The 23,921-nt window shown below is 69.2% G+C and carries 14 protein-coding genes and 2 CRISPR repeat arrays; of the genes, 3 read left to right on the top strand and 11 right to left on the bottom strand.

Translation table 11 applies throughout. The features are described 5' to 3' along the window. Positions 1 to 951: 951 nt before the first annotated feature. The gene (locus IO30_RS0114890; RefSeq protein ID WP_031143111.1) at positions 952 to 1,422 is read left to right on the top strand and encodes an MFS transporter; all 471 of its coding nucleotides are present in this window, start codon (positions 952 to 954) and stop codon (positions 1,420 to 1,422) included. Positions 1,423 to 1,617: 195 nt separating this feature from the next. On the opposite strand, the gene IO30_RS0114885 is transcribed toward IO30_RS0114890, so the two are convergent. Together IO30_RS0114885 and IO30_RS41945 are read right to left on the bottom strand one after the other, a co-directional pair. Then, positions 1,618 to 2,487, bottom strand: a complete 870-nt coding sequence (locus IO30_RS0114885; protein WP_031143109.1) for a hypothetical protein — start codon at positions 2,485 to 2,487, stop codon at positions 1,618 to 1,620. 753 nt (positions 2,488 to 3,240) lie between these two features. Then, the gene (locus IO30_RS41945) at positions 3,241 to 4,566 is read right to left on the bottom strand and encodes a hypothetical protein (protein WP_051902284.1); all 1,326 of its coding nucleotides are present in this window, start codon (positions 4,564 to 4,566) and stop codon (positions 3,241 to 3,243) included. A 744-nt stretch (positions 4,567 to 5,310) separates the two neighbouring features. On the opposite strand from IO30_RS41945, the gene IO30_RS46380 reads away from it, so the two are divergent. Next, entirely contained in the window at positions 5,311 to 6,693 is a 1,383-nt protein-coding gene (locus IO30_RS46380) for a hypothetical protein (protein ID WP_202205175.1), read from the top strand. A 170-nt stretch (positions 6,694 to 6,863) separates the two neighbouring features. After that, positions 6,864 to 7,443: a CRISPR direct-repeat array (repeat unit 29 nt; unit sequence GGGGTCATCCCCGCGTGCGCGGGGAGCAG). Between the two features lie 912 nt (positions 7,444 to 8,355). Here IO30_RS46380 and IO30_RS0114860 read toward each other — a convergent pair. The 5 genes from IO30_RS0114860 to IO30_RS44630 form a co-directional block, all read right to left on the bottom strand. After that, on the bottom strand, positions 8,356 to 11,829 hold the full coding sequence (locus IO30_RS0114860; RefSeq protein ID WP_051902280.1) for an NB-ARC domain-containing protein: 3,474 nt from the start codon (positions 11,827 to 11,829) through the stop codon (positions 8,356 to 8,358). Between the two features lie 270 nt (positions 11,830 to 12,099). Continuing rightward, positions 12,100 to 12,375, bottom strand: a complete 276-nt coding sequence (locus IO30_RS0114855; RefSeq protein WP_031143099.1) for a hypothetical protein — start codon at positions 12,373 to 12,375, stop codon at positions 12,100 to 12,102. Positions 12,376 to 12,493: 118 nt separating this feature from the next. Further along, positions 12,494 to 14,983, bottom strand: a complete 2,490-nt coding sequence (locus IO30_RS0114850; RefSeq protein ID WP_031143097.1) for an N-6 DNA methylase — start codon at positions 14,981 to 14,983, stop codon at positions 12,494 to 12,496. 250 nt (positions 14,984 to 15,233) lie between these two features. Next, on the bottom strand, positions 15,234 to 15,428 hold the full coding sequence (locus IO30_RS45400; protein ID WP_157853291.1) for a hypothetical protein: 195 nt from the start codon (positions 15,426 to 15,428) through the stop codon (positions 15,234 to 15,236). A gap of 212 nt (positions 15,429 to 15,640) precedes the next feature. After that, entirely contained in the window at positions 15,641 to 18,667 is a 3,027-nt protein-coding gene (locus IO30_RS44630; protein WP_051902278.1) for a tetratricopeptide repeat protein, read from the bottom strand. A gap of 194 nt (positions 18,668 to 18,861) precedes the next feature. Here IO30_RS44630 and IO30_RS0114840 point away from each other — a divergent pair, with 194 nt between their 5' ends. Continuing rightward, positions 18,862 to 19,041 carry a hypothetical protein gene (locus tag IO30_RS0114840; RefSeq protein WP_031143093.1) on the top strand — a complete coding sequence of 60 codons (180 nt, stop codon included), beginning with the start codon at positions 18,862 to 18,864 and terminating at the stop codon, positions 19,039 to 19,041. Positions 19,042 to 19,343: 302 nt separating this feature from the next. On the opposite strand, the gene IO30_RS0114835 is transcribed toward IO30_RS0114840, so the two are convergent. From IO30_RS0114835 to IO30_RS0114820, 4 genes are all read right to left on the bottom strand, one after another. Then, a complete protein-coding gene (locus IO30_RS0114835) occupies positions 19,344 to 19,850 on the bottom strand; it encodes a hypothetical protein (RefSeq protein WP_157853289.1) in 507 nt (168 codons plus the stop codon). Positions 19,851 to 20,038: 188 nt separating this feature from the next. Continuing rightward, a CRISPR array of direct repeats spans positions 20,039 to 20,495; the repeat unit is 29 nt; unit sequence GGGGTCATCCCCGCGTGCGCGGGGAGCAG. Between the two features lie 173 nt (positions 20,496 to 20,668). Next, the gene (locus IO30_RS0114830) at positions 20,669 to 21,784 is read right to left on the bottom strand and encodes a hypothetical protein (protein WP_157853287.1); all 1,116 of its coding nucleotides are present in this window, start codon (positions 21,782 to 21,784) and stop codon (positions 20,669 to 20,671) included. Positions 21,785 to 21,983: 199 nt separating this feature from the next. Further along, positions 21,984 to 22,400, bottom strand: coding sequence for a hypothetical protein (locus IO30_RS0114825; protein ID WP_031143087.1), 417 nt, complete (start codon positions 22,398 to 22,400; stop codon positions 21,984 to 21,986). Positions 22,401 to 22,451: 51 nt separating this feature from the next. Continuing rightward, positions 22,452 to 23,153: a hypothetical protein gene (locus tag IO30_RS0114820; protein ID WP_031143085.1), complete on the bottom strand. Its 702-nt coding sequence runs from the start codon at positions 23,151 to 23,153 to the stop codon at positions 22,452 to 22,454. Positions 23,154 to 23,921 lie beyond the last annotated feature (768 nt).

Below are 23,921 nucleotides of genomic sequence, written 5' to 3'. Positions count from 1 at the left end.
TGTTCCGTGGTCCGGCGGTTGCGTCGAGGTACGGGTTGCGGGCCGGGGTGCGCCGGGTCCTGCCGTTTTGGCTCGGCGGGCCGTGGGGTTGGCGAGGGCGGGGCCGAGTACGGGCGCGAGGGTCGTGTGGACGTGCCGGACCCATTCGGCTGCCTGGGTGCATGAGGCCTGGCGCTCTGCGGGAGAGTGTCCGTGGACTACCCACTTGATGGGCCTGTCACTGGTGACTTCGATCTGGCGGCCGGATATCTGAAGGCCGGTGCCGCTCCAGGGATTTTCGCGAAGGGCTGTTTCGATGGCACGTAGGGCTTCGCCGTTGCCCTGGCTGCTGAAGGTGAAGGTGACCTTGGGGTGGAGGCCCAGTGCGAGGGATGCGGTTGCAGAGAAGGGGCTGTTGCGGGCTCCGCCCAGGATGACGCCGGGGCCGATATGGACCCAGTCAGGGTCCAGGAGGCTGAGGATGCGCAGGAACTCGTCTGTCTCCGCCCGCAATGCCTTCCCAGTGGGATTCAGCCTGGGCTTCTTCTTGCTGGCCACGGTTCCCTCCCCGACGGCTGAGCCGGACAGCCATCACCCTGCAAAGATCTTCGCATAGATAAGTTACTTGTAACAGACCAGAACCACCCATCCCCTGCCCGCGGTGTACCAAGGTCCGGTGCCCACGGGTACGGCGCGGGGCGGGGTCCGGGCCGCTAAGGCGAGTGGGTGGGGAGCTGTCTGTTACAGGTAACTACGATCTGGATGCGGCCGGATGTCTTCCGTCGCCGGTTCAGGCTCGACCGACCCGCCTACGCGGGGACCGGGACCTCTTTGTCCTTCCCCGCACCAGTCGGGGGCCTCTTTTGATGAACCCCAGCGAAGCCGCCAACTGGCGTGCTAACCGACCATGACCAGGCCAGAGCACATCGGGCATAGGCGTCTCGGCAACAGTGAGACACCCTCGGAATCCTCGTGTCCTCCCTCTCGGCCGAACGGTTCGCCAAGCGCCGAGCCCAGCGCACCCTCATCCTCACGGGATTCACCACCACGATCGCCGGCATCGTCGTCCTGATCGTCGTGGTCGGCGGCTCCCCCAGCCCCTGGGCCTTCGCACCCGGACTGCTCCTCATCGGCCTCGGACTCGGCGTGATGCTCACCCCCTCGGTCAACATCGTCCAGTCGAGCTTCACCGAGGACCAGCAGGGAGAGATCTCCGGCCTGTCCCGCAGCATCTCCAACCTCGGATCCTCCCTCGGCACCGCGATCGCAGGCACCATCCTCGTCGCCGGCCTCACCAGCCACGCCTACGCCGCGGCGATGTTCGCCCTGGCGGCCGTCGGGCTCATCGGCCTCACCGCCGCCGCCCTCCTCCCTCACCACCCGCCACACACCCCCGTCCCCACCGACCGACACGGCGCACCGGGCCCGACCAGCAAGGGGTGAGGAGAAGGTCGCCTGCCCGAGGACGGCGGCGCGACTGCGGGGCGGTTCCCTACCGACGTAGTCGCCGGCGCCGAATCCAAGATCGGCCGGATCGATGCGGCGGCATCGGGCAGGTCTGTCCTGCTGGGTCTGCCGACGCTGAGAGCGGACCGGCACGGGTGATCAGGCGGCGAGTGGGGAATAAGCGGCAGCCCCTCACTGGACCAGGACGGTGTGCGGGTGGCCTCCGCTCGCCGGGCAGGCGTACAGCTGGAGGTGATTGGCGTCCAGCACCGTGATCTCGGGCGGATTGGACCGACTGCCGTCGGATGCGCCGGGGACCCGGTCCTCGTACGGGATCCAACTCGTACTGCTGCGGTGCCATTCGGACGAGGCGATGGTCAGCAGCGGCGTCATCGCGGTACCGCAGGCCACACAGAACCGCGGCATGGGGTCGGTGAGTCCCCAGGGGGCCCAGCCGCCGATCTTCCAGCCCGGGGCGTGGGACAGCGCCTTGTCATAGAGCCCCTGCGGGTAGCCGTCGTCAACCACGATGCCCGCCGCCCGCCAGGGCGCGGGGTCCGTGATCTGCTGCTTCAATTCCGCGGGGAGCTCAAGGGAATCGGGGTACTCGGTGACCTGCTCCGGCGCGAGCACGCACGGCTCAGGCACGTAGGAGTCCTCGTCCGCGTCGAACGGCTCCGGCGGTGCGGCCAGCACGTCGGTGACGTCCGCGGCGGTCCGCCAGGACAATGCGATCGGAATGCTTGAGTCCGGCGCGTGCTCCGAAGGGCACCACAGGACCTGCAGCAGGTCGGTCCGCCCGGGCGGCCGCAGCAGGGGTATGTCCCGCGCGTACAGCTGGGCCACGGGCACCAGGGGGTGGAGGCCTTCATGCTCGATCCTGCAGTACCGCCAGGGTTCTTGTGCGGGCCACAGCAGGGGCCCGCCGATCGAGCTGTCGTGCACCGTGGGAGAGCCAGGACGTGGGTGCAGCCGGACCGATGGGCGGGCCAGCGGGACCAGCGCGGGGAAGACCACGGCGATGTCGACCGGCCGTGGCGGGGTGGTACGTGTGCGATTCATGGCGATGATCTTGCCAACACTCACTGACAGCGGGCCTGACCCAGCAGGGCGAGTCAAGTGCTTCCTGCATGCGGCGCACGCCGCGTCCGCGCACAGCGCCCTGGGTAACCACTTCAAGGATCAGACCCAGAGTCGAGTGCGTGATCGACGACGAGCACAAAGGGTCCAGCGCGCACATCCCCGGGCTCGAAATCGACGTCTGGCCGGGCGAGCGGCCTGCGGCCGAGGGCCCGGCTCCCGCGACGCGCTCTGTAGCGGCGCTGGCCTCACGACAACTCGTCTGCCCTCTCAGCTGCCCATCCCCGCCAAGTAGCGCGCAGCCGCCAGGTAGCGCGCAGCCGCCAAGTGGGGCGCTCAGCCGCACCCGGTGTGACCGTGCACGCTACCTGGCACCGGTGGACAACTTCGATGCTCAGTTTCTGCGACCCGGCGCCGGCCCACCTACTTCGGCTCGGGGGGCCGCTCCGACCTGGCGTCGGGCTGGCGGCCGGATCGCGGCGCTGCCAGCCGCAGGGCTCAGGGCACTTCGGGTCCGCCTTCGCCGCGCCCCAGCGAGCCAGCCCCGAACCCACGGCCCATCCTCGGTCCGGCGCTGCTCGCCGCGCACGCGGGGATGACCCCGAGCAGTCACTGTTGACCATGCGGTCGCTGCTCTGCTCTCCGCGCACGCGGGGATGCCCCTGGCATGCGGGGGCCGGTCACGCACCCTGCCCCCGCAGCGCCCCAGGAACAACTCGCCGGGCCGCGGGCCTGTCAGGGAGCGGCGACGTAGACGACCTGGCTCACGGCGTTCTCGAACTGCGGCGCGCCGGTGTAGGTCGCACGCCAGTAACCCGCGCCTGCCTGCGGGGCGGTGGTGGAGAAGGCGAAGCCCTCACCGTTCCACCTGGCGTCCGGCACCGTGGCAACGGTGGTCCAGCCGCCCTTGCCGGTGGCGGAGTACTGGATGTTCACCGAGATCGTGCCCGGCGTCGAGTTGCCATCGAACCCCATGCTGCCGCCGACCTCCACGGTTGCGGCATCGGAGCGGGTCGCGGTGAGGGACCGGAACGCGGCGGGCTGCACGACCATGATGTCGACGCTCGCCTGGGCGTCGGCCAGGAACAGGTCGTCGCTGTCCCAGCCGACCGCGATCGAGGAGTTGCTCCAGAGCGGCTGGGTCGCCGGGAAGAGCGCGTTGCCGCCGGCGTCCGTGGTGCGCTGGACGAAGTCGCCGAAGGAGTTGGAGCCCATCGTCTTGCCGGCCAGCGGCTGCCAGCCGGTGGGCGAGTTCCAGAGCAGGGTGGCGCTGGTCGAGTTCACCGTGCCCTTGAAGGGCACCTTCCGCTCGCTCGGGGTCTCGACGATCTTGGTGGCGGTCTTCTTCACCGTGATCGGGAAGGTCTTCGAGGAGGAGGAGTTGTAGAAGACGTGGTTCGGGTCGTACTGGAAGGCCGCCTCGATGCTGTTCTGGTACTGGTCGGTGACCGGGATCGTGGCGGAGAAGCTGCCGTCCGCCGCGGTCGTCACCTCCGCGTACTCCATGTACGAGTTGACCGCCACGGTCAGCCCGCCCATCGGGGTGATGGCGCCGGAGCCCGGCCACTGGCCCATCAGGTGACCGCTGATGGTGACGGTGCGGTGCTGGTAGTCGACCGTGGTCCGGTCGACCTTCGTGTCCTTCATGTTCGTCTGCACGGCGTAATAGAAATAGCCCACGCCGGCGGCGGAAAGCGTGTCGCCGCCCTCGTCGGAGGCCGACACGTCGATGCGGTAGCTGCCCAGGTTCGGCAACTGGATGCGCCCGCGGTTCTTCCACGTACCGTTCTCGGCGGTGCCGGAGGTCAGATCGAAGTTCCCCACCGTGGCCACGGTCTGCTGGGTTTCCATCGAGTACAGGCTGACCTTGACGTTCTTGATGGCGCTCGGCGCGGTCAAGGACAGGACGATCTTGCCGTTGTTGGTCCAGTCGTTACGAGCTTCCTGGACCGTGATGCCGGTGACTCCCCCGTCCGCGTGCGCGGCCGTGGTGCCGCCCAGTACGAGACTCCCGGCGGCCAGCGCTGCGGCACAAGCCAGCAGGGCACGACGAGTTGCCATTGTTCCCCCCCTTGTAAACGCTGTGTCGCCGACTGGCGATCAGCAGACGGACGCTACCAGCACCCCCGCCCCATCCTCCAAGGGGATATGCGGGACGTGGCGGGGCCGCGGTCACGCCCCCGCAGGGCTGCGGTCAAGACCCGGCAGGGCCGGTGCGGCGCCGGCGCCCGGGCGGCTGGGAGGGCTTCGGGTGGCTCAGGCGGGTACAGCTCCGGTAGGCAGGGCGAACTCCCGAAGGCCTGGCAGGCGTGGACGGAAGCCGAAGGAGTTTCGGACTCCACATAGGCAAGCCAGGCCGTCGTAGGCGTTGCCCCTGTTGAGGAGGAAGAGACCGATGGCGACCTCCCACACGGAGTCTTCGTCGTCGGGGCCCCGTAGACGGCCCCGGGCCGGCATTCATCATTCCTCTGATATCGGTCGACATGCAGCGATCCTGCCTGTGCCAGTCAAGGGAAAGCATCTCCGCTTCCCGCGCTCGCAGGTGGCGTGTGGGGCTTCACCCATGTTCGGGAGCAGCCGCTCGCTCTCCTCACCGACCGGTCGGCCAAAGCTTCAACTGATGTCGGTGCCCCATGACAGGCTGTCAGTGTGATCATGCAGCCCCCTCACGACGCGGCCGACTTCGCTTTCAGCCCGACCGACGCCCTGGACATACCCGTCGTCGTACGCGACTTCAGCTCTCTGCGGCGACCCACCGAACCTCTGTGGAGGGGGGCCACCCAGCCGTGGCCGGGGGTGGCCGACATGCCTTCGTACGGGACCTACCTGGCGACCACGACCTGGCGGCAGGTCCTCCTCGCCGCCAAGGGCGTCGGGCGCGACCTGACCCCGTGGCTGCGCCGCACGCCCTGGCTCGCCGTCAACGAGCTCATCTCCCGCACCGCGCCCCTCCAGTCCTACCTCCAGCTCAAGGACGTGCCTGCGCCCGCGCCCGCGGCCGGCCGCAGGCTCTTCGTCAACGCCCTCTACCAGCACGGCAGTGAGCGCAGCGCCCACTCCGCCTTCGGCTACCACTTGGGCATGACGATGGCCCACTGGCTCTGCGCCGGGATGGCCGGCCTGGGCAGCACCTGGCACCTCGAAGCCCGGGGCCCCAGAGGGCTGCCCGGCTTCACCGACCCGGCTGCCAAGCTGCCCGACCTGTGGGGCAACCACCACGCCGCCGGCCTGCCCTGGCTGATCGAGGCGAAGGCAGCCCGTGTGCTCGGCGCCGGCGTGCTGAAGAACGGGAAGATCCAGCTGGACGGCGGCAGCGCCCTCATGCACGGCATGGCACACCGGCAGGTCCTCTGCGGCACGTCGCTGCCCGGCAACAAGCCCGGCAAGTGGGAGCAGGACCACCTGTTCCTGGCCCTGCATACGGATCACCCCCACGGCGGGCCGCAGACCGGCGCCTCCCCGGCCGGCAGTCCGCAAGGCGACGCGGAGGATCACGTCACCGATGACCTCGAGGCCCTGATGACCGTCACCCGGCAGCAGCTCCTGACCTACCAGGCCCTGGCCTTCGGAACCATGGAGCAGCGGCGCATCGTCCCGATGCGCCGCGACCGTACGCAGCGCGGGCGTCACCGCACCGGTTCCCTGACACTGCTGGAACACGACGAACCCACCACCGGCCTGCGCCGCCGACTGCGCGCACAGCAGGTGGACACCGAGGGGAGCCTTGCGTCGCAAGAGGACGCCACCGCGTTCATCGCCGCCCGCATCCCCGGCACCGGCATCCACCTCGGCCTCTCCCGCCGCCTCTACGCGGCCTGTGCGGCCCTCCACCTCCAGCAGACCGACATGCCCGACACCGTGGACCTCACGGACGGCCCCCGCCTGAACGGCCCCCTCGTCGATCAGAACCAGGACGACGACGAGGTCCGCGAGCAGTACGCGCGCCGGGCTCGCCAAGCCCACTACGAGCAGGAGCAGCGGTACCGGACGCGCGTTCGTGAGGCGGTGAGCACGGCCTTCCGGCAGGCCGAGGAACACCCGGAGGGCAGCTGGCTCACGGGCTCGCCCCTTCCCGTACGCGTGGACAACCCGGACAAGCCCCTGCTCCTCGAAGCCGCCACGGCCGAGAGTTACCTGGCCCTCGAACCGACCGACCCCGTCCTCTCCGCCGCGGGCCGCACCGGCTGACTTTGTTCGTCGTCCACCAGGATCTGTCAGGCCTGCCGATGGCCTTGGGGGCTCAGGGCGTTTGCCGGTCTCGCCGACGTCGTGGCGGGTGACCGACCGTTGGCTTTCCCTGGGCCATCCCCGCGCACGCGGGAGCAGAGCAGGCACTTGATGGCCGCCGACTGGGCCTTGGAGTCATCCCCACGCGCGCGGGGAGCAGACAGTTGGGATAAGCCGTTTGCGTTTGCTGGACAGGGTCATCCCCGCGTACGCGGGGAGCAGGCGGTCGGTCATCGTCGGGCCTTCCGGTGGGTGGGGTCATCCCCGCGTGCGCGGGGAGCAGGAGGACACCGGCCTGTTCGAGGAAGACGCGAAGGGGTCATCCCCGCGTGCGCGGGGAGCAGCTCGAAGCGGCGTACCCCGAGCGGGCGACGTCGGGGGTCATCCCCGCGTGCGCGGGGAGCAGTCCCGCAGGCGCTCTTCAGTCGTGGCCATGATGGGGTCATCCCCGCGTGCGCGGGGAGCAGTAGCGGCTGAGTGGCACGTGTACCGGGGTGCGGGGGTCATCCCCGCGTGCGCGGGGAGCAGCGCACCGTCGCAGCCCGGCGGTCCAAGGGCGCGGGGTCATCCCCGCGTGCGCGGGGAGCAGCCGTCTTGGGCGGGGTTGATGCAGGCGTACCCGGGGTCATCCCCGCGTGCGCGGGGAGCAGGCGGCCAGGGTCTTCACGCGCTCACCTTCGAGGGGGTCATCCCCGCGTGCGCGGGGAGCAGGCTTCGTGACCTGGGATTCTAGGCGGGATGTGGAGGGTTAGCAGGCACTTTAAGCGAATCCGGCAATTGCGGCATAGCATCCAATGGCGTCAGTCGTTGAGCAGAGAGGTAAGAGGGTGCGGCACCCAGGCTGCCAGCCGGCGAGGCAAGCCGGATCACAGGAACCGGTCGACGACCGGCCCCGGGCGCCGTGCACGAGCCGCGGAGCCGCCCAACTCCAGGCAGGACTGGTTCAGCCACGTCAGGCTCAGCGACTTCTCTCAAGACGGCGGAGGGCCCGGCATATCGCCACGGAGAACAGCGAACCGCCCCAGAGCAGCCGCTCGGGCCGCCGCACGAGGACGGCCCTAGCATTGAGCTGTAGGAGCATGGAGGAGTTCGTGAGGGAGGCGGCCCGGCCAGCCCGCCCCATGGTTGCGGACATCACCCGGGACGAGCTCGTCGAGATCGTCCGCAGACTCCAGACGGCCACCCCGGAGAGCGACTACTACCTGCGGCTCCTGGAGCGGTCGTCCGCCGCACCACCGACTCCGTCGTCCTGTACGCGCGGTCGGGCCGGGTCGTGGCTTCGGTCTGGATGGACCTGGCCTTGGCCGGCCAGCAGGAGCTACGACCGGGGACGGCTCTGGACGGAGAGTCGGTCATCTGGAGGGAGGGCGCGATTGCCCTGGAACACATCGGTCCGCCCATCCAAGCAGGGCCCGCGACGAACGATCGCGAGATCGCCATGACCTGGTACCAGGTACTTCAAGGTCAAGGAATCGAATTGTCCCCGTGGTTTGGGGTTGATCGATTGACCGCTGAGGTCCTTCCACGCACCCACGCCACTTCGAGCTGGGGGCCGGTGCTGCCATTCGCCTCAGGTTCACGGCCGCTATGGCTTGGCTCCGTTGGCTTGCGACTCGATCCCTATCAGTGCCGTCTTGTGATGGCTGATTCCAGGGAGTACCCGAACAGGCCCTGGTCGCCACCGACGTACAGGGAGCGACTGTCCGGTCCGAACGCAAGGACATGAAGTGGACTGCGGGTACGCATGAGGGTCAGTGCGGTCTCTTGGCCTGGGTCCCAGATCCGAATGGTCATATCGGCGCCGGCCGACGCAATCATGGTGCCGTCCGGGCTGATGGCCACTGCGTTCACCCGACCGGAGTGGCCGCTGAGCCTACGCAGCACTTGGCGGCTGCGTGTGTCCCAGATCTCGATCGTCCCCCGGCTCTGAGGGGCAGCCAGCCACGTGTCATCAGGGCTGATCGCCACACCGGTGTTCCATTCGTTCCATTCCCTGTCCGCGCCAAGGCATTGATAGTCTTCCCACGACCATCCGTCACCTACGTAGATGTAAATTCGGCTCGAGCTGGCGAGCGCGCACCACGTTCCGTCGGAACTGATGGCAACGGCATCGCCCTGACTAACGCCGCTGCGGACTTCATCTGCTGGTGAAAATTTCAGTTTGTCTACTGTGCCGTTCTGGTTGACAGTGATGACTGTCATGTTGTCCGGATTTATAGCCAGCGCTTTGGCTCTGCCACCCTGGCTGGAGACGGACTCCTGCTCGGTGATGCGGTTGAACAGCCGTACCCATCCGTCTCTTGCGCTCGTCGCCGTCATGGTGCCGTCCGGGCTGACGGCAACCGCGTCGAGGTGGCCACGGTGGCCGGCCAGTGTTCCCGTCTCTCTCCCCGTCCCGGGATCCCATGTACGGGCCAGCCCGTCGTCGCCGGTCGTTGCGATCCAGGTGCCGTCCGGGCTGATCGCGAGGGAACGTACGACGACGACCGGGCGGGTTCCACTGGTCGGCCCTGCGCCTGTGGATGTGTCGCAGATGCGCACCGCTCCGTCCGATCTGAGGGCGGCCAGCCAAGTGCGGTCGGGACTGAAAACGATGCTCCGCACGTGGCCTATTCCGGAGAGGTCATTGAGTTCGGCCCCTGTCGTGGCGTCCCAGAGCCGTACCTGGCCGTCCGTGCTGCTGGTGGCCAGCCATGCGCCGTCGGGGCTGACAGAGAGGGCGACCACTCTGCGGTGATGGACACTCAGTGTCCGGATCTCGGAGCCGGTATCAGCGGTGTGCAGACCCACCGTGCCGTTGCTCCTGGCGATGGCAATCCACCGGCCGTCCGGACTGACTGCGGCGGCGTGCACCGGGCCCGTACCGCAGGTCACGGTGGTCAGCAGGGTGCCGACGTCAGTGTTCCAGATCCGCGCTGTGCCGACGGAGTCGACGGTGATCAGCAGAGCGCCATCAGGGCTCGTACCAGCCGCGAGCACGGCGTTCGAGGACCATGTTTCCTGCGCACCGCTCGGTAAGGCGAGAAGACGAAGCCGTCTCCAGGAGGTGGTGCTCCACAGCTGCGCGCTGCCGTCGCGGTTGACAGTGGCGAGCCATTGAGCGCTCGGATCGGCGACCAGTGCGGTCACCCAGCTGGTGTTGCCGGTGAGCGTGTGCACGTGAGCTCCGGACGCCGTATCCCACACACGTACGCGTCCGTCCGCACCGGCAGCGGCCAGCCATGCGTCCGCCGGGCCGATCGTCAGCATGCCCAAGGGGCCGTTCTGCTCTCCTCCCAAGGTCCTGATCCCCGTGTCGGTGCTGACACTGCGGATGCGAATGGTGCCGTCCAGGCCGGCGGTGGCGAACCACGTGCCCTGCGCGTTGACGGCCACATCCGCCGCCCCGTGGCTTGTGTCGGTGTGGCTGCGCATCAGCGACGGGTCCGGCAGGTCCGGTGGGGCCCATCTATTGACCAACGTGGCAGGTGCGGCTGTCAGCGGGATGTGGTGGGTGTCCCAATGGGGAAGGGGCCCGAGTCGGCTGCGGAGCACAGCGTCGAGCGCCTCGGGTGGATCCGTCGGTGTGAGCAGGTGCGCGGCACGGGCCAGATCCCGTGCCATGGTGCGCGCGGCAGGGGTTGGAACGCGATCGAGGTCGCGGATGGCGGCGTTGGGTCCCAGCCTCTCCAGGTGCGCCCTGATCCAGCGCAGGTCACCCGCGAGTGCTTGGGCAACGTCTGTCTGGCCGGCGTCCGCGAGGTGGCCGATGAGGTGATCTTGTAGGTAACGACTTTCGGTCAGCCACCAGGCTCTGGCCACGGGGGTCGTAGTGTCCGAAGCGGAGACGACTGGAGGCAGGTCCACGGCCAGGGAGTCCACGAACGTGCGGTTCACCGCGGCCAGCTCGCCGACGAGTTCGGCGCGCTGGTAGTCCCGGACGACGTCGTGTACCTGCACCGTCCCATCGCCCACACCGGTGTCGAGGGAAAGGAGGGACAGGTCCGCCATCTGCTTGCACAAGGCTCGAGCCCGTGTTTCCTCCAGACGGCCGGTTGCCTGCCAGAGCCGGAGCACCAACGCCATGGGGATGGATTCGTCTTCCGCGAAGATGCCGAGTTCGGCGAAGCGTCGGGCGCCGTCGTCCGGCAGCAGGGTGGTGGCGGCCTGAATGCTTGCACGCACCGCGGCGTTGCGACGCTTGGGGTCGTCCAGGTCCAAAGGGGCATCGACATCGTCCGCGCCGGTCGGCCCCTGCGCACGCAGCCGGGTCAGGAGCTGGTAGGCCGCGGTGGCGGGGTCGGCGCCGGTGGCCGCCTGCGCAGCAAGACGCTGATTGACCATGCGCAGGAGCAGTGCCCACCGGCCCGTGGCGTCGACCAGGGCACACGAAATCGACTCGGGCAGATCCAGACCGTGCGTCAGGACCGCCAGTGCCTGTTGCTGCGACATCCGGTCAACGGTGACGGGCCTCGATCCCGGAGGCAGCACACCAGGGTTTCGCGTGGTGACCAGCCTGACGCACGTGCGAGGGGCACCCTGCAGGAACGGTGCCAGCTGCTCGGCCTCCCAGACATCATCCAAGACGAGCAGCATGCGGGGCTGCTGCGCGAGCAGGCCCGCCAGATGCTGGCCTGCCAAGTCGGGATCCTGCCCGACGTCCCGCGCATCGCCGGTGAGATACCGGGTCACCTCGGCCACCTTCGCCGCGATCGCCGCCCGACCGCGCACCTCGCGCCCGATCGTGACGACGTAGACACGACCGCGGAAACGGCGGCGGACCCTGGGATCGGCACACACCACGTTGGCCAGCATGGTCTTCCCGAAACCGCCGGCACCGTGGAGACCTGTGGTGATGCCCACCGCCCCGCCTCCGCGCCGACGGCACACTGCGGTGACAACGTCCCGGACCTCGGCCCTGTCCACCACCCAGTCGGGCACCGCCGGCGCCGCAGACACGGGGAGTCCCGCTGATGTGGCCCGACCGGTGAGGGACATACGCAACGTCACTACGAGCGCGGCGATCCCCGCCGTGGCTCCCAGCACACTGGCGATGGGGTCCGCCTCGCCCCAACCATCCCGCACCGCCATCGCGCCCAGCCAGACCACCGCGGCCACACAACAGACCACTGCCGCGCGTCCACCCCAAGTTCTTCCCCGACCCATGCCGATGATCCTTGCCGCCCGCCCCGCAGCACGCCACCCCTTCGCGGGGGTCGGGGGACCGTGACATCACCCAAGGACCGTGGCCCGGCACTTTCACGGGATGTGCCGGGCTGCGCGTCGTACAGGGCGGGGCGGGCCGGGGCGGGCCGGGGCGCTGGCCGCGGTGCCTGCCGGGATCACCTCGCCCCGGCGCCTTGCGTCAGCGTCCCTCGTCCCGCATCTCTATCGGCGCTTCCGCATCTGGAACACCGCAGGCACAGCAGTCAGGCAGAGGCCGGCTGTCGACAAGAAGCCGGCCCCGACAGCACGGATCACTGACGGGAGTCCCGCGCCCGCGAGGCTTTCCACCAGGCCGGCGGACACACCGACCGTCGTCGAGAAGAAGGTCATGGTCAGCAGCCAGAGCGGCCACACGGGCAGCGTCCTGGAGACGGCAACGGGGTCGGCGGTGTCGGAATCGGTGGCCGTGGTAGCGGTAGCGGTAGCGGTAGCGGTCATAACGCGGTGGTTCCTTTCGGATCGTTCGCAGGGCAGGCCATGCCGGAGCGACGGACGGGTCGTGGGTGGTGCGAGGGAGAGATCATGGTGAGGTCGGTCAGCGTCGGGGCCGGGTCGGTCAGAACGGGCAGAGGGTGCGGAGCTCCGGCGCTTGGGTCATCAGCTGTTCAGCGAGCAAGACACGGGTCTTGGTGACCGCCTCCGCCAGGTCCTGGTGGGCGCGCGCCTGTTCCTGCAGGCCGGCGAGCAGTTCCGCGATCCGCCGCTGCTCCGCCAACGGGGGCAGCCGTACGGTCATGCCGCCGAGCACGGCGGCGCTGATCGACGGGGTCGCGGTGGCGGCCGAACGGTCCACGATCCAGGCGAGCGACTCGGGCCGGCCCAGCCAGTGGACCAGGTACTCCGGATCCACCTCCCGCCCCTCCCGCACCCGCAGCCGGGTCACGTTCGGGCTCATCAGCCAGCCCGACTGGTCGGCCCGTACCAGCGCAGGCGGCACGGTCTTGCCGGACCGGACGCACAGGATGTCGCCCTGCTGGAGCTGGTAGTGCCGATGCCGGTCCGCCAGTTCCTGAGAGACGCGCTCCGCCCCCGTGTCCGTGACACTGCCGTCCCTCAAGTGCCGCGGCATTACGACCGGCACCGGACCGTCCGGGCCCCGGTCCTTCTTGCCCACCCGTGTGAACGAAGGGCCCGCCTTGATCTCGCAGAGGTCGGCCAGCTTCGCCTCGGCCCAGTCGCCGGCCTCGCCCCCCTCGCCGCCGCTCGTCCCCACCTGACTTCGCAGGAACGCCACGTGTGCGTCCGCATGGTTGCTGGACTGCGTCAGCAGTTCGACTTCGTCCCAGGCCCGTGCCGCCGCCTCCTCGGCGGTTCCGGCTTCCCCTCCCGCGGCCGCACCCTGTGCGGAGATGTGGTCGAGGGGATTGAGGGAGCAGTCCCGGTCGAAGATCTGCTGACGGTCCACCATCGCGCTCGGGACGTGCCACGGCTCGTGCGCATTCTCGTACGGGAGCGGGCGGAGGTGACCGTACGCCGCCTCGTACGTGCCGAGCACCGCCCGGACGTCGTCCCCCTCCAGCACGCACCGCCGGCCCTTCTTGACCCCGAGGTGGCGTGCGTCGAGGAAGAGGACGCCGTCGCACGGTTCGCCGGGGTGGCGCAGCAGCCATACGGACACGGGGACGGCCGTGCCGCTGAAGAGCTTGGCGGGCATGCCGATGACGCACTCCACGACGCCCGCCTGCACCATCGCCCGTCGGATCGCCGTCTCGGCGGCGCTGCCGGAGTTGCCGGCCTTGGTGGGCATGACCACCGCGGCCCGTCCGCCGGGGCGAAGCGAGGCCAGCGCGTGCTGTACGTAGGCGAGGTTGTCGTTGTCGGTCGGGGGCGCGCCGTACGTCCATGTTCCCGTGCGGCAGGTCTCCCCCGCGGAGTCCTTCATGTTGAACGGCGGGTTCGTGAGGACCAGATCGGCCGCCGGCCGTTTGCCGTCCCGGGCCCCGGCCCCGGCCCACGGGGCCTCGCGCAGCAGACGCACCCGCGGCTGTACGCCGAGCAGCGCGAGGTTGAGGCCCGCCAGGAGCGCCGCGTCCGGGCCGGTCGTCTGCCCGAAGACCCTGACCGGCAGGAGGTCGGGCTTCCTGCGCCGGAGGCGCTCGGAGACTGCCACCGACTCGGCGAGGAACTCGCCGCCACGGACGTAGGGGTCGTACACGGTGCGCGGGACCCGGCCCAGGGACGTGCGCGCGATGGTCGCCATGAGGCGCACCACCCCCTGCGGGGTGAAGAACTCGCGGCTGCGCAGCCGGGCATGCCTCTCGTACTCGTCGATGATCAGCTGGAAGGCGTTGCCGCCGAGCCGGTCCACCAGGTCCACCACGAGTGCCAGGTCGCTCGCCTTCCTGGGTGTCAGATGCGACAGCGACGCCGTGAAGCTGCGCAGCATTCCCAGGCGCTGGACCTCGTCGTCCACCGTACGACCGATGAGGTCGAGCAGTTCGCCGGCGGCTGCCCCGCTGGTGGCGACGGAGCCCGTGGCGCTGTTGCGGCCACGGCTGTTCTCCGCTCTGACGGCCGCCTCGGACCTGGCGCGTACGGTCTCCCACCGGTCACCGGAGGCGGCCCGCAGGTAGTGCAGGGCGACGAGCAGGTGTACGTAGTTCACCATCGAGCCCGAACCGCGGACCTTATCGGCCAGCGACCCCATGAGCTCCCGCACCACCGCGCGATCGCTTTGGTCCGACCCTTCGTCCGCCGGGGGATGGGAGAGGCGGATGGTGGAAAGGGCGGCAGCGGGCGGGGCCGACTCGCCGGGCTGTTCCGGCACGCCGGCCAGGGTGCGACGCGCTCGGGCACCGTACGTGGCCTCCGCGCCCTCGCCCGGCAGTCGAAGGCGAAGCGGAACGGGGCGGTTGTCGAGCCATTGCAGGATGTCGGACTGGAGGAAGTAGGCGGTCCCGCCGGCCTTCCGGGGCGTGGGGAAGTCCGCCGAGCGGCGCTCCCAGATGGTCACGGTCGGCCGCGTCACGGCTGTCAGCTCTGCGATCCGCCTTCGTGTGATCTGCGGGTCGTCGCCATAGTCCGACGACGGCTCGGTGCTGCCCATGCTGCTCCTTCTTTGTGCTCGAACTCTCCCCGAAGGGCTTGGTGTTGAGAACGAACATAGGAGGCGGGCACAGGTGTTGTCATGTGCGCATTGCGGGTACTCAAAGAGGTTGTCAGTCCACACTGCTTCCACCAGAGAGTCGAGCATGTGCGAGACACCCAGCAATACCAGCGCTCTAGCCATCAAGAAGTGCCGAAAGCCAGGCCGCCCGCGCTCACCCATCGGACCTGATGGACAAGGGGGTTAACACTCAGCGGGTCGAGTCGCGGGCATCGCCACCGCCTGTGCGCGCGGCGAACCTCGCGCGTCCCTCTCCCCCGCCACCGGTGTGCGAGCAGACGGACCAGAGGCTGCGCAGACCGTCGAGTGCGAGCTGCGCCGGGCGGGATCCGGGCTCGACCACCTGACGGATGCTGTTCCACTCCACCAGCACCAGTCCTGCCATCTTGGGGTGCTGGTAAGAACGCTGTCACCAGCCGCAAACGGCGGTGATCAGTCCTCCGACCGGGTGGGTTGGGGCAGTTCCGCCGTCTTGGCAGCCTCAGCGAGCGCGAGGCGACCACCCTTGAGTTCGGGCACGTAGTTCTGACACCGTTTTATGTGCATGATCCGGTGCCGATCCGGCGGCGCACCGCCGACGCCTACCGATCTTGCTCATCAATCGGCCGATGGATGAGCGGTCGCGTTCCCTATCTGCCCTCGGCAATAGTCGAGGTTGCTTCGGGCGGTGATGGTGTAGGGGTGGTCAGGGCCGAATACCCGCAACAGCTGCTCCAGTAGCTGCTCGTAGGCCGTCACAGCCCCGGCTATGTCTCCCGCGTCTCCGCGCGCGTTGGCAAGGTAGCCCCGGGTGACGAAGGTATCGGGGTGGTCGGGGCCCTGCACACGTTCCTGTGCGGTGGCAAGCGCTTCGTAGGCGGTCACGGCCCCGGCCATGTCTCCGGCTTCTCCGCGCCATTTGGCGAGGAGGTTCTGGACTCGGAGGGTGTCCGGGTGGTCGGGGCCGTGTACCCGCTGCATCAGTTCCAGCAGCTCCTCGAAAGCGGCCGCCGCCCCGGTCGCGTCACCCGCCCTTCCCCGCCACTCAGCGAGGAGGCCCCGGGTAAGAAGGGTGTCTGGGTGGTCGGGGCCGTGTACCCGCTGCATCTGCTCCAGCAGCTCCTCGAAGGCGGCCGCCGCCCCGGCCGTGTCCCCCGCTTGCACTCGCCAGTAGGCGAGGTGGCTACGGGCAATGAGGATGCCGGGGTGGTCAGGCGCCAGCACACGCTCCTGGGCGGCGGCAAGCGTTTCGTAGGCGGCGGCTGCCCCAGTCGGGTCCCCCGCCCTTCCGCGCCAGCGGGCCAACTCGCTGCATGTACCGAGGGTGTCTGGGTGGTCGGGGCCGTGTACCCGCTGCATCTGCTCCAGCAGCTCCTCGAAGGCGGCCGCCGCCCCGGTCGCGTCCCCCGCCCGCCCGCGCCAGCCGACGAGCTTGATACGGGTGCGGAGGGTGTCGAGGTGGTCGGGACCGTGTACCCCCTGCATCTGCTCCAGCAGCTCCTCGAAGGCGGTTACGGCCCCGGCGACGTCCCCCGCCCGCCCGCGCCAATCGGCGAGGCAGAGTCCAGCAGCAAGTGCGTCGGGGTGGTCGGGGCCGTGTACCCGCTGCATCTGCTCCAGCAGCTCCTCGAAGGCGGCCGCCGCCCCGGTCGCGTCACCCGCCCTTCCCCGCCAATCAGCGAGGGACCCCTGGGCCAGGAAGGTGTCGGGATGGTCGGGACCTTGTACTCGCTGCCGACGCTTCACCAGTTGCTCGTAGGCAGTTACGGCCCCGGTCGCATCACCCGCCCTTCCCCGCCAATCGGCGAGGTGACTCTCGGTTGTGAGTGTCTGGGGGGCATCGGGGCCAAGAGCCGGACGCATCAACTCCAGGAGCCGCTCGTACGCGGCCGCCGCTCCCGCCGAGTCCCCCGCCTTTCCCTGCCAGCGGGCGAGACTGTCATGGGCGGCAATGAGAGTGCCGGGATCGATGTCCGCGACCTGGGAAAGGTGGCGGAAGTGCGCGACAGCGGCGGTGAACTGGCCGCTCTCGCCGAGGCTTCTACCCGTACGGAAAAGCACCGAGTGAGCTTTGGGCCTGTGCAAAGCGGCTTCAGCATGACGGGTGAGGGCCTCAGTGTTGGCACGCAGGGCTTGAGCGAGGGCAGTGTCGCGTTCGATGGCGGGCCAGGCTGCCATCAGGGCGTCGGCGGCCGTGCGGCCGCAGTGGTGTCGGTAGTCCGGGGGGAGGAGTTCGTGGACGGCGCGCTGGATGAGCTGGTGGATGTGTACCGCTCGGTAGGAGGTGTCGGGGGTGCGGGACAGAAGGCTGAACTGCTCCAGGTTCGCCAGCGCGTCGTCGGTGTCGTCGTGGTCGACGGCGGCGCCGTCTTCCGGTGTCGGGATGTGTGGGCTGGGGGTGCGATGGGTGGCGAGGTGGGTCAGGACGGGGGCGCTCTTCAGGACGGGGGCGGGGATGCCGTTAGGGTCCAGCAGCGCGATCAGGTGCAGCAGGGGCCGGGCCAGTCCTTGTGGGGGCTGCTGGTCGGCAAGTTCGATGGACATCTCCCACGCGGCGGCGACCGTCCTGCTCTGCTCATCGGGCAGTCCGCCCTCGGGCGGCAGTACGTGGGTGAGGGTCTTCGCCCGGTCGGCGAGGCGGCGGCGATAGGCGGCGCAGTCCAGCTTCCGGTTGATCATGAAGGGGATAGCCTGGGACAGGGCCAGCGGCAAGTACCCCATGTCGCTGGCTAGGCCGCAGATCTCGTGGGGGTCGTCGATGCGGCCGTGCTGGGCGAGTTTCTCTGTCACGTAGGCGCTGGCCTGGTCAGGGGTGTACAGCCCGATGTCGATACGGTTTCGACCGAAGGATTGGAAGGCGGCATCCTGGTTTCGGGTGGTGACCACGGTCTGCCCATGTGCCACGTCCGGTGGCCACAGTCCGCGCACCGCCCCGGGGTCGGGTATGTCGTCCAGCACGATCAGCCACCGCGCCCCGGGCGTCGGGCCGCCGCGCTCGCCGGGGGGCAGTCTCAGCCACTCGCGGAACATTGCGGCGGCCTGCGGGTCGGCTGGGTCGGTGCTCAGGATCTGGGCCGCGGCGTCAGCGTAGGCGGCCGTGACCGCCTCCCGGGACGCGGCGGTGACCCACACCAGCACCTCCACCCGGCGCTCGTCGTAGGCGGTGCGGGCGTAGCGGGCAGCGAGCTGGGTCTTACCGACTCCGCCCATCCCGACCAGTAACTGCCCCAGTACCGCAGTTCCGCCGGCAGCGGCGGCTTCCAGCTGCGCGGCTTCGGGCCGGTCCTGATAGCAGTCCGCCACCGGAGGCACCGGACCCAGCATCCGGTGCGCCGGGCGACGCTCGCCCCTGCCGGGCCGCTGGCCGGGCCTTCTGCACTTCGCCGCCGCCACACGCAGCGTCTCCCAGCCGCCCACAGGGTCCGGCGGACACCCCGCCCCGGCCAGGCCCTTCAGCACACCTACCAGAGTCTCCAGACTCGTCCGGTTGGAGGGGATGGCCTTGCCGGTCAGCCAGTCGTTGAGGGTGGAGTCGCTCACCTTCGTGCGCCGGGCGAGCAGGTCGTGTGTCGGCTCACCCGCAGCCCGGTACAGCGCGGACAGCTTGAGATGGAACTCCTGCACCGGATCGCGCGCCCCCGCCACCGCTTACTCCCCTCCGTGGACGGCCAGTGTCCATCCGGACCGGATGACCTCCGGAAAACACCCGCCCCCGTGCTGACCAGGATAGACACCTGCACCGCGCCGTACGGGCTTTCCAGCCCTCTGGCCCACGATGCGCTCATGACAGCACCACACCAGTGCCCCGCTCGCGGGCCTGTCTCGGAAGGTGCCCGCCCATGTCCGCCCTGCCCCAACTCCTTGACGGCACGCTGCTGCCCGCCGGCGCTGCCGCCGCGGTCTACATCGGCACCATCGCCGCGGTCGCGCTGACTGCCGCCCTGGCCCGCGACCCCCAGCGCCGCCGAGACGCCCGCGAAACCCTCAAGGTCCTCCTCCGCAGGACCAACAGCCGGTGACTGCAAGATCAGTGCCGTTTGCGGCTGGTGACAGCGTTCCTACCGGCACCCCTATCTTGGCGATGGACAGGCCGCGTAGCCCGACAACCGCCCCTCCGAAGCGACCGTGTAGGCGGCGTTCATCGCTTCGAGTACGAGTTCCCGTGGAGCAGCTCGGTCTCTCCGAGCGCCATGAGACCGTCGAACCGTTCCCGTGCCGTTCGTCTCCCGACGGACCACCAGTTGCTCCCCACGGCACTGGGCCGCCTGCATCCACGCCGCGCGGGATCGGGCGGGTGGTCCGTCGAAGGCCATGGCCGCTTTCAGGTCCGCCATGAGGAGGGTGTCCTCGACGGGCAGGCGGGCACGGTTGAGCGCGGTGAGGACGCCGATGACCCGGCCGTCGAGCTCCTGCCGACCGGCTCGGGCGAGGTCCGGGAGCCGTGCGAGGTTCTCGCGCATCTGGCGGACGTGAGGCTGGTCCTCCTGACCTCCAGCTCGGCTTCCGTCTCCGCCCAGTTGTAGTCGGCCTGCACCTCGTCCCGCCACTCACCGGGCACCCCCTCGTACGCGCGCTGCTCCTCGGCCTGCCTCTGGAAGCGCGCGCCGAAGTACGCCCTGGCGAGGGCGACCCTGAGTGGCCGGCCCGGAAGAGAGGGGAGGGGCATCTCGGCGAAGAAGGCGAGGAGGATCAAGTCTTCGGGGGGCATCCGCGGCTGGAGCTGGTCGCACACGGCGGCCAGGCAGAGGACCTGCAGCAGGGTCCCGGGCGGATAGACGCGCTGGGACCCGCGGCGGCCGCCCAGGAAGACGGCTTCGGGCGGGCGCATCAGACCATGCGTCCGCCAGGCCTCGAGCCGGGACGCCTTCAGCGGGATCTCACGGTCATGGCACGCTTGGATGAGCCGCCGATCGGCCTGGCTCGGTGGTGTCCTCGTCATCCCACCAGGCTAGGAACCGAGCCCCGCTTCGAGGCCGGCCCCGAAGCGGGGGTGCAACGGCTGTAGGGGCGCGGTGGCCGTTCATCCCTGCGTGCGCGGGGAGCAGACGTTCGGATACGCGGTCTGGGTCTGCTGCACGGGGTCATCCCCGCATGCGCGAGGAGCAGAGAGCAGCAGCGATGTCCCGGAGGGTCTGGCTGGAGTCATCCCCGCGTGCGCGGGGAGCAGGCGCCCTGGCTGCCGACGATCTGGATGCCGTTGGGGTCATCCCCGCGTGCGCGGGGAGCAGGAGTACAGCAACTTCCTGAGCGTCACCTCGACGGGGTCATCCCCGCGTGCGCGGGGAGCAGCGGGGGTCTGCTCGGTGGTCACGGTCATGGTCGGGGTCATCCCCGCGTGCGCGGGGAGCAGCTTGTTCCCGGCGTCGCAGACGTGCTTGAGCAGGGGGTCATCCCCGCGTGCGCGGGGAGCAGGCCGATGGTGCAGCTCGCGTGACGCGCTCCAGGGGGTCATCCCCGCGTGCGCGGGGAGCAGGCTTCGTGACCTGGGATTTTAAGCGAGCAGAAGGCCGTTCGTAAGCACTTTGACTGAATCAGGCAATCGCGACATAGTACCCATGCGGCACCAGCCGCCCCCACTAGGGAATGAAAGGCCGACGGTACTCCGGTGCTTCTCGCCGTTCGGCCACCAAGTCCCCCGATCGGTGATCACCGGAGCTGTCCTGCGCCCGCGCGGTCGGCGGCGGGTTCGGGGTGCGGCGGAGTGGCCGTAGGGCCGGAGAGCAGTTCCGTCGGGAGGGCCGGCACGGGCAGCCAGTGCTTCAGTGCACCGTGACCGGCGCTGGCCATGAGGCCGAGGAGGAGCCATGTGAGCGGCTCAGGCAAGCTCATGAGAGAGAGCAGCTTTCCGACCGCCACGAGGCCGGCCACGAAGAGGCCGTATCCGAGGACTTTCGCGCCGACCGATTCGTTGCGCAGCGGCGGGCCCTCCCAGTCCGGGTCCGCCGCCAGTACCTCTGCGGAGACCAGAGGCCGTGGGCCCAGGTGCGTCGGGGCCGCCGTGCGGGCGAGGAGCGAGCCGAGGATGGCGAACAGGGCGGTGAGCGCCGCCTCGTCGCCCTCGACGAGCCGTACCTTGGCCGCGTGGAGGTTGCGCACGACTTCCAGCGCCTCCGCGCGCAGGCGGGCCCGGTGCACCGGGTCGGTGCGCCTCGGCTCCAGTTCGGCCTGGCGCCCGATGGCTGCGCAGAGGTCGTCGATGGCGGCGCAGATCGACGAACTGCGCGAGTGGCCGCGTACTTCGCCGTGCTCGGTCTCCGATACCACCCGGCACGCTTCGACGGCGCCGACGGCCATCAGCGTGGTGTGCTCCAGAGGCAGGGAGCGGTTCAGCATGCGCCGGTCGACCTCGGCCAGTACGAAGATTCCACCGAGCCCGCCCCACAGCAGCGGCATCAGCCACGGGTACCCGTCGTCGATGTCGCTGTTCAGCGCGATGAACAGCGCTGCGAGGACGCCAGGGCAAGCGGACAGCCAGACCAGCATGATGGACAGGCTCGAGCAGCGGTAGTCGTCCAGCCGCTGCTCCAAGCGCTCGATCTCGGGGATCTCGGCGCCGGCCGGTGCCTGCGCGCTCAGCGCTCCCACCGCCCTGGCGGCCCGGGTGGTGACCGACTTCGCCACTCTCGTCCGCCGGGCGATGCGAAAGATCCTCCCCCGTGGCATGCGCACCCGCAGCGTCCATCGGGGAGCGACGAACCAGAAGGCGACCACGGTGTAGAGACCGGTTGCCCACACGAGGTGCGCGAAAAGACTCTTCAGCATGGGGAGATCGTCCCGCCCCGCACTGACATCACGGCGCCGTACGGCCCTGGCCCCCGGACACGGAACACAGGTGCGGAGTATTCCGTTGCCCACATCCGGGCCGGGGCGAATATAGTGGGGGCACCAAGTTACTCAGGCACGAAGGGCCCCCACCATTGGTGGGGGCCCTTCGCTTGTCCGCGGACGCGCCTGCCCGACCTCAGGCCACCTGCAGCTTCGGCCTGCCCGTCGGGGCCGGCGGGGCCTGGTGGTACGTCGGCAGCTTCAGGTTGGGCAGGTCCCCCGACTGGATGCGGATGAGCGCCGCGCGGAAGGCCGCCTCCATGTTCTCCGGGCTCTCGTACTTCGCCGCGAGCGGGTGGAGCCGGTAGGAGTTGCCGTTGCGCTCCTCGCTGCGCGGCCTGAGCACGATGTTCAGCTCGCACAGGGGCGCCATCAGCCCGCTGACCGCCTGCGGGGTGACCCCGTACTCGGCGGCCATGTCCTTCTGCCGGACGGGCAGGGCTCCCCCGAAGTCGCTACGGGAGACGAGGTACTGGAGGAACTTGACGGCAGACCCCGACAGCGGCAGGGCCCAGATGCGCTCCGCGATGATCGGAGACATGACGTTAGCCATGGAACAGCCTTCCTCGTGAGCGAACGCCCGCGCAGGGGCATGGCAGCACTATCACCCGGTACGCCTCCTCGCGCGATAGCTCTCCTCGGTCTCGAAGCCGAGGTCCAGCTCCTCCTGGTGCGCTCCCTGCGGTCCGACCGCGTACGGGAACTCTTCGGTGTCGTGCTCGTGCCGGTCGGCGATCTCTGCCAGCACTTCCTGCTGAGCCGTGCTGTTGCCGTGGAACCACAGACGCACGTTGATCTGGATGCGGCCGTTGCCGGCCTTCTCCACCCAGTTGTAGCCGCACAACGCCTGGACGGCACGGTTGACCGTGGAACGCGTGATCATCTTGCCGCCCTTCTGCGCGGCAATCTTGTTCAGGCCGTCCGTGATCTCCTGCTGGGTGTACTGGGTGATGCCGGTCCCCGGCACCTGTCCCCCCGCGACGAAGAGGAACACGCACAGCTGGGACTTGGTGATGCTGTTCGCGACGGCCAACTGCGCGAGCAGCTGCGTGAACCAGTTGCTGGCCAGGCTGTATCCGGCGCCCCCGGCCATGTCGTGGACAGCACGCGGGTCGGCCGCGTACTCGAAGTGGACTCCCTTGAGCCTGCGGCGTCCGCCGGGGTCGGTGGCCTCGGCGACCTTCTCCCCCAGCTGCTGGCCCAGGACCGCCAGGATGTCTCCGTACTCGGCTTCACTGCCCGCGGCGGTGGGGGCGGGTACAGGCCGGGGCCCGCGCCGACGACGGGCGGGCGGATCAGATGTCACAAGACCTCCTTGTTACTCAGGCGGTCCGAGACTATCCAAAAAATCAACGTGTGCTTGTCTTTTGGCGCCGCGGCGCGCCGGAGGACACCTCTGACCCGGGCCATGTTCGAACAACGCACGGAAAGTACACGGTACGTGAAGTTTTTTCGCCGTCAAGCGCCGAAAGTACACGACTCCTTGATTTCGGTTGTCGTGATGACGACACGTTGGTGTAGGTACCACGGACCTGATCGGGCCTCTCGGTGCCCTCGGTCCAACGCGCTGACCTGCGGCGTTCCTGAGCGAGTTGGCACTCTCCGAAAGTACACAGCTGCTTGAGTTTTCCGCGAAATGTGCTCGCCAGGTACACATTTCAGGAGGCCAAATGTGTCCTGGGGGACACATACCCCTCGACAAACATGCAGGTCAGAGGCTCGTAGCGGCGTCGCCCTCTTATTAAAGAGCAACGTGCACGACGGCCCAGTCACACCCGCTGCAGGGCTGTCTTTGCCCATGTAGCGTCCCGTCATCCCGCAGTTCAACGATGTCCCGCCCACCCACCGGACACACTCAACGCACCACACTGATACCTCAGCCGACACACGCACACCCCTGCTAACCCTTAGCCGGACGACGACCTCTCGACCCCCACCTCAACCCCGGACCCGGCTCAACCACCCTGTTGCCAGGCCCTCATGCCCAGTGAGGGCGCCCCGGCGCCCGAGGGGTGCACCGCCGACCGTCAGGGAGGCGGGGCAGGGCCTGAGGGGGAGCGGGTCCAGGGCGCCC

Origin of the sequence: Streptomyces xanthophaeus, from assembly GCF_000725805.1 — a bacterium.
Classification (GTDB): Bacteria; Actinomycetota; Actinomycetes; order Streptomycetales; family Streptomycetaceae; genus Streptomyces; species Streptomyces xanthophaeus.
Note: the sequence above shows the minus strand (reverse complement) of the source record. Positions and strands in the feature narration are given on the sequence as shown.